Raw genomic sequence first — 6083 nt, 5'->3', positions numbered from 1 at the left:
TTCTGTGACCTTCTCTGCGACCTGTTTCCAGTTGCCTTTCAGCCTGCAGATTTCGAGCGCGCTCAATGCCCGACGCGCCTTGCAGGCAACCGCTACCAGGAGGTCCGCCGGTCGGTCGACGAAAACAAGCCTTGAGTGGCCGCCTTCCCGCTCAGAAAATACTTTCGCTTGGTGTCGTCGTTTGGAGTGCGTGCTACGAGGTCGAATGCCTGAAGCCGGCCAAGAGCAGTCGGTCGGCAGTGTCGGCTTTAGAGTAGTCCCATCGTATGCATAGCTTCAACATCTTCGCCGACTATTTCCAGTTCTACCTGCAAGACGAAGCAGCCGACGGCAACCTTTTGGACGCTTGGCCTGATGAAGCGGTTGCGCGACTGCTTGCGGTTGCACCCGGCACCGTCGGCGTCGGCACGGTCAGGAACATGGAAGTTCCTGTCACATTGGAGATCCTGACATCATCGCCTCCAACGAACGCGACGGCCTACGATCACGTCGTTGAATGCCAGCTGTTCGTAGCCGGTGAGAACTTGGTCATTGCCGGTTGCACCGACTATTTTCCAGGTGCGGCCCGCATTCCTGTGACCCCTGGGACTTATCGCGTGCGTGTTTGCTTCTCCGGCCTCGATTCGTTGTCTGAGGATGGCCTCGACGGCGATGATCGGTACCATCTTCAGATCTGGCCCGCCCCGTTGGAAGACGTTTCGGTCGTCAAGCAACGTGCGCCGTAGCCCGCGGTCGCGTACATGCCATGGCCGAATCCGGCCACTTCCGGACGTTCGCGGTCGACTGCTTTCGGGGCGCTCAGGCGTGGTTTGCTAACGTCCGCCCCTATGCACATCCTTTTGCGAGTCGGCGAAGACTCCAGTGGCAAGCCGGCCTTTGAGCCTGTTCATGCGGCGTCTTCTGGTGGGAGTAGGTACAGGATCGAATTCACGCCCGGTCTCGCTTATGGCATCGCTGCCGGTGATGAAATCGAACTCAGTCCCGAGGGGTTGTACACCGTCACCGACCGTGCAGGAAACATCGCTGTCCGTGTTTTCTCTGCGTCAGCATTCGCTGGCGTGCAGCTAGGCCTCACTGCAGAAGTCGAAAATCTGGGCGGCCGCCTTGACGGCAGCATCGACAGGGGGTTGGCTTTCACGATTCCACTTCGCGCCGGGTTCGCTCCCATCGAGAACGTCTTCAAACGCTTCGTCGCATCCCATCCGGGCTGCGAGTGGGAGTATGGAAACGTCCATGCCGAAGACGGCACGGCGCTGGGGTGGTGGGAGCGTGGCACCTGAAGGTCACTCTTCGGCGGCGGATTCAAGCGGTCGATCGCGACTGACTGCTTTGCGGTAGGCTATCCGGCCAGTCCATCGCTGGTCAGAGGACCTGTCGTGTGATGGCGTCATCTGCATGAGTCAAAGATGCCGGCGAAGAATCTACAAAATAGGGGGGCCAATGGGGTGGGCAGCAAACTACATCGCGCGGTTGAAGGCTGGAGAAGTTGTTTCATTTCGGCCGCGCGGCAACTCTATGGTGGGGAAGGTGGAGTCGGGTCAGCTTTGTACGGTCGCGCCGATCGCCGATCACTCAACGCTCAAGGTCGGCGCCATTGTCTTGTGCAAGGTTGGCGGCGCCGAGTACCTACACCTCGTCAAGGCAATTCAAGGCGAACGCTTCCAGATCGGCAACAACAGAGGTCGGATCAACGGCTGGGTAGACGCCAGTGGGATCTACGGAGAGTGCATCAAGGTCGAATCATGAGGGCGCTGCGCTCGTCGGCAATCATCTGCCGGTCGCAAAGGACTGCTTCCGGCCGCAACGACAATGGCGGCTGCGCCTGGTTGGCGGTTCTGGATGAGCATCAATGAGCGCGAAGTATCACTTCAGCTACCAGCCTGATTGGCGCTCAGCGCCCGTCGCGTTTTGGGTCCATCGACCGGTGGACGGTTCAGCCTCGTTGTTCGATCTGCCAGCGCCATCGTCCGTCCCTCACAAGGGCTTTGTCTTCTTGCACGTGGAATTCGATGGCGCCGAACTTCGCTTCAGCGCTCCTGCGCAACTGGATCACTTCATCGATGTGCTGTCGAAGCAACCGCTGCCAACATCGCGCAACCTGGCATCACAGAGCGGCCTCCCTGTCGGCCCGAACGGCCATTGGCTCAGTCGCCTACCTGCGTCCCTCAAGTCACCGCGAAAGCGTATGCGGCTCGTCGAGGCCCTGAAGGCGATCAGGACGAGCACCATTGCGACTGGTGACGGTGCTTCGTTCCCGAGCATCGCAGCTGGTTGAGCCTAGATCCGATATCGGCCAGCAACTGACTTTTGGAAGCGTCCGCTCCTGGGCGACACCGTGAGAGGCTACGATGCCTCAGTCAGCGTTTCGGAACGGTCAACGTACAGCCTCAGCCGTCCTCGCAAGGGATGCAGGCGTCGACACCTGGGGCTGACAACAAGCACAGTCTCCACGCTAACCTGGCGTCGAACTCGGCCGGCAGAGGGTCACAGATGGTCATGGAATCGCTAACGTCCGCGCTGCATGCGTGGAGGACCGAGGGAATCCACATTCAGCCCGGGTATCCGTCCAACGAGGTAGTTGCCTTGCTCGCGAGGGCGGGCCGATGGGCGTCAACCGATGTGATCGAGCTGTTCGCGGCTTGCAATGGAATGACTCGAGGTCAATCCGATCGCGACTTCTTCTCGTTGTGGCCTATCGAACAGTGTGCTCAGGAGTGCGCAGGTTTCGAACGAGAGTGCATTCCGTTTGCCGACTTTCTGATCTCATCCCACGAATACTTTCTCAGAAGAGAGTCTGTTGATCGATCGTCCGTCTGGATTAGCTCCGGCACACAGGTGGCCTCCAGCCTCGAGGAGTTCTTCCACCTCCTCGTTGTCGATCGGCGAAGCCTGAACATCGTACTGAGGTAGCCTCTGCGTCTCGATTCGGCCAGGAGCTGCCGGTCGCGACTGACTGCTTTCGGGTAGCCTTGGATACATGCCTATCCAGTCACTGGTTGTTCATCTCGAATCGCCGTACCGCGAGTACGAGTCGGGGCAGGCGCCTGCCAGAGACGTGGTGCTCGTGGGGCTCAGATGGGACACTCCCTCGTGGCCTGAACTGGCGGTGGCCTGGTTAGAGCAGGGCATGCCGGTGGACGCGGAAATCGCCGAGTGTCTTGAGGAAATCGAGTGTCGAACGAAGTGGCCACAACGCCTTCGGCACCGAGCGCGCGCTTTGCGCCGTGCATGGCTTGACCGAACTTGAATCGTTCGCGATGGCGACAATCGGCCAGGAACTGCCTCTCGTCAGCGGCGGCTTTCGGGTAGGCTAGGCCATGCTCAGCAATGGCTCCTCGATCCAGCTACCGTTTACCGTCGAGTCGGTAGCCACGGTGCTTGCGTGGGGCGCAGCGCCAGACACGGCGCCACATTCGCACAAGCAAATTGCAGAGTGGTGTGACAGCTTCTGGTGCCGATACCTGGACGTCGACGCGCCCAAAGAGATTGAGCGGCTGTTGCCGATCCTCACCGACGTGGAAACGCAGTGGGATCTCTATCTCGCGAACACCTATTCATTGGGCGAGCTTCGGACTCGTTCCTTCGAGAGCGAACGAATGCCGACCGCCTGGTTTGAGGAATGGCTCAAGGCAGCTTCACTGTGACGATGACGGCTTGCGAAAGGCGAAGCTACGGCGCTTGGCGGCCAGCAGCTGCCTGTCGCGAACGGCAGCTTTAGGGTAGCCTGCAGTCGTCGGCAACCGCACATGCTCCCTGCAATGCTCGCTTCACTCATACCGATCGCACCAGGAGAACCAGGCACTCAGTTGTGGGAAGTTGGGTGGGCACGAGGTGTTTCGCGAAGTGCTCTTCGCACTCACCTCGGCGACCCGTTCTACGTGGAGACTGACAGTCTCTGCACCTTTGGTGGCGAAGAGGACTGGTGGGCCTATAGGAGCCAAACGGGGGAGGTCTTTGCTGTGTGTTTGCGCGTACGGTACGAGGATGCAGTCCTGTGCCTGAGCGACCCGACCGAGGAGTCAATTCGAACGGGTGCGACGCTGCTTGTGCCGTGGGCTCTCGAACTCTTTGACCTGCCACGACACCGGTGATCCGATCGCATCGGCGTCACGCGACGAGCGTCGCTGACCGGCCACAACCGGTCGGTCGCCAGTGTCCGCTTACGGGTTTGCCAATGGGCGGGGACGCTATGGTGCGAGGATGGGCCCAACGTCCATTCCGTCGTAGCTGCCAAGGCCGTAGCGTTCAGCCAGGGCGTAGAACTGACCGTTCCTCTCAAACAGGCTCGCGGGCGTGTGAACCTCCTCCTTCTCCACGTGCAAGAAGTAGTAGGGCTGCTCGCCTTCGTCCAAGTCCGGAACGTACAAGTCGACGAACCTGCATCCGTCGCGTTCGAGGGCRGGAACGATTGAGGTGAGCTTTTCCTCAGAAGCATCAGTGAAGAAGTATCCCCACAGCATGGGCTTCGACATGTCCCATCTCGCGCCGCTCGCGATGCTCGAAAACATCTCTTCCAATAGTTCGAGTTCGATCATTTGTTGACTCTGTATACAGTTCGTACGGCGCACTCTACAGTGGACGGGCGCGACCAACCTTCGCGCCACTCGGCGGAAGTCGCATGTCGGCCACATGCCGTCGGTCGCCGATGACTGCTTTCAGGTCTTCCCTGCAGAATGTCGACTTCGCCGCTTCTCTTCGAAACATCGTCGATGGCTCTACCTTTTCACGTGTGGTGCGAATTGGACGGCGCGCGTCTGTATGAGCGTGCCGATGGGCGCTTCCAGCAACTCGAGCGAGGTGTGCTTGCGCCTTGGTATCAACTGCATCGCTGCCTCTTGGTCGAGCGAGGGCTAGCTGAACTCCTGCGAAGTTTCGACTTGGATCGAGTCGCGTTCGAGCCGGCGGTTGTCTTTGATCCGGTCAGCGGACAAGAGAATCACACTCTCGCGCGAGTTCGCATTGGCCAGTTCTTCACGCCCGATCAGATGCGAGATCTTTCGATGGATGGGTCACGTCTGCTGGTGATGAATGACTCGCATGTTTTCGCGAGCCCCGATCTCAAGGACCTGCTGTGCAATGCCAAGATTCCCTACCTTCGGTTCAGCGAGGGACTTCGAGGATTCGGCTAGTCGCCGCAGGCATATGTTGTCCACTCGACACATTGAAGATGCATACGACGCAGCCAAGCTGATCGAAGGCTCGCTGCTTGACGGCTGGGCGCTTGGCTATGTTGGCGTCCCATGGCCTGGCCCGTGGCCCAAGGTCAATGGCGACCTCTTCGTCGTCGATCCTGACGGCTGGCAGGCTGGCATCGCATGGGAGTCCTCAGGGCCGGAGGTCCGCGAGATATCCAGCGCGTCTGCGACCAGATGGGGTGTTTATCAGATCAGGTTTCCTCTGCCGGTGATGAGCGAACGCGATCTGGTTCGCAACTTCGTGGCAGTCCTTCCGATGCTGCGTGATCTGCGAGCAAGCGTCGCGGCAACTCGTGAGTCCTTCGCTTTGAAAGGCGGATGAGCTGCTCAACCGCGGCTTCGCCGAGTTGAATCGAAGGGCTTGAACGACCGCAACGGGTCGCCTACAGGCGAACAGGCACCTCGGCCGATCGGCAACAGTCGGCCACAAGCAGCAGTTCGCCCATGACCGGTTTCAGGCAAGCGCTTCCCACCTTAGCCGGCCTCGCAGTGCTGTCTCCGACCGAGCACCGTACGCGTCATCCCAACCCGCGACAGGCGAGGCGTACTGTCACTCTCACTTCAGGGACTGAGCCACCGACCGCCAGCAGAAGCTTTCGGATAGGCTATCGCCCCAACGATGGAGAGTCCTCTGATGCGACTGATTGCCACCATTGCCGTGGTCCTGCTTTTTGCGCTGATCGCCATGCTGGTCATCTCGACTGCATTGGCGGCCAGGGAGTTGAAGCAACGGTTTCCTGCCGTCTGGGCGGCAGAGGGAGAGCCGGAGGCGTGGCTCTGGTTGCAGCGAACAAGCGTCCGCGGGGGCATCCTCAGTTTTCTGGACGAGAGGCGGTACCTGGCTGCGAAAGACGAGCGCTACTCGCGTTACTGCGCCTACTTACGCCT

The 6083-nt window shown here is 59.8% G+C and carries 9 protein-coding genes; 8 read left to right on the top strand and 1 reads right to left on the bottom strand.

Annotation, left to right across the window (positions count from 1 at the left end; translation table 11 throughout):
- Window positions 1-266 precede the first annotated feature (266 nt).
- The 5 genes from AC1D01_RS17095 to AC1D01_RS17075 all read left to right on the top strand — a co-directional run bounded on the left by AC1D01_RS17095 (window position 267) and on the right by AC1D01_RS17075 (window position 3644).
- On the top strand, window positions 267-725 hold the full coding sequence (locus AC1D01_RS17095; RefSeq protein ID WP_477868295.1) for a hypothetical protein: 459 nt from the start codon (window positions 267-269) through the stop codon (window positions 723-725).
- A gap of 102 nt (window positions 726-827) precedes the next feature.
- Window positions 828-1280: a DUF4265 domain-containing protein gene (locus AC1D01_RS17090; RefSeq protein WP_477868293.1), complete on the top strand. Its 453-nt coding sequence runs from the start codon at window positions 828-830 to the stop codon at window positions 1278-1280.
- Window positions 1281-1470: 190 nt separating this feature from the next.
- Window positions 1471-1746, top strand: coding sequence for a hypothetical protein (locus AC1D01_RS17085; RefSeq protein WP_477868291.1), 276 nt, complete (start codon window positions 1471-1473; stop codon window positions 1744-1746).
- A gap of 103 nt (window positions 1747-1849) precedes the next feature.
- A complete protein-coding gene (locus AC1D01_RS17080) occupies window positions 1850-2275 on the top strand; it encodes a hypothetical protein (protein WP_477868289.1) in 426 nt (141 codons plus the stop codon).
- Between the two features lie 1042 nt (window positions 2276-3317).
- Complete coding sequence (locus tag AC1D01_RS17075) at window positions 3318-3644, top strand: hypothetical protein (protein WP_477868287.1); 327 nt, start codon at window positions 3318-3320, stop codon at window positions 3642-3644.
- Window positions 3645-4187: 543 nt separating this feature from the next.
- Here AC1D01_RS17075 and AC1D01_RS17070 read toward each other — a convergent pair.
- Window positions 4188-4535: a ribonuclease E inhibitor RraB gene (locus tag AC1D01_RS17070; RefSeq protein ID WP_477868285.1), complete on the bottom strand. Its 348-nt coding sequence runs from the start codon at window positions 4533-4535 to the stop codon at window positions 4188-4190.
- A 138-nt stretch (window positions 4536-4673) separates the two neighbouring features.
- Between AC1D01_RS17070 and AC1D01_RS17065 the strand changes: the two genes are divergently transcribed.
- The 3 genes from AC1D01_RS17065 to AC1D01_RS17055 all read left to right on the top strand — a co-directional run.
- On the top strand, window positions 4674-5129 hold the full coding sequence (locus AC1D01_RS17065) for a hypothetical protein (RefSeq protein ID WP_477868283.1): 456 nt from the start codon (window positions 4674-4676) through the stop codon (window positions 5127-5129).
- Between the two features lie 16 nt (window positions 5130-5145).
- Window positions 5146-5517, top strand: coding sequence for a hypothetical protein (locus tag AC1D01_RS17060; RefSeq protein ID WP_477868281.1), 372 nt, complete (start codon window positions 5146-5148; stop codon window positions 5515-5517).
- Between the two features lie 312 nt (window positions 5518-5829).
- The coding region (locus AC1D01_RS17055; RefSeq protein WP_477868279.1) for a hypothetical protein at window positions 5830-6083 on the top strand (254 nt) is incomplete at its 3' end.

This window comes from Rhizobacter sp. P3_B12, assembly GCF_056402895.1.
This window is presented reverse-complemented; position numbering and strand designations above follow the sequence as displayed.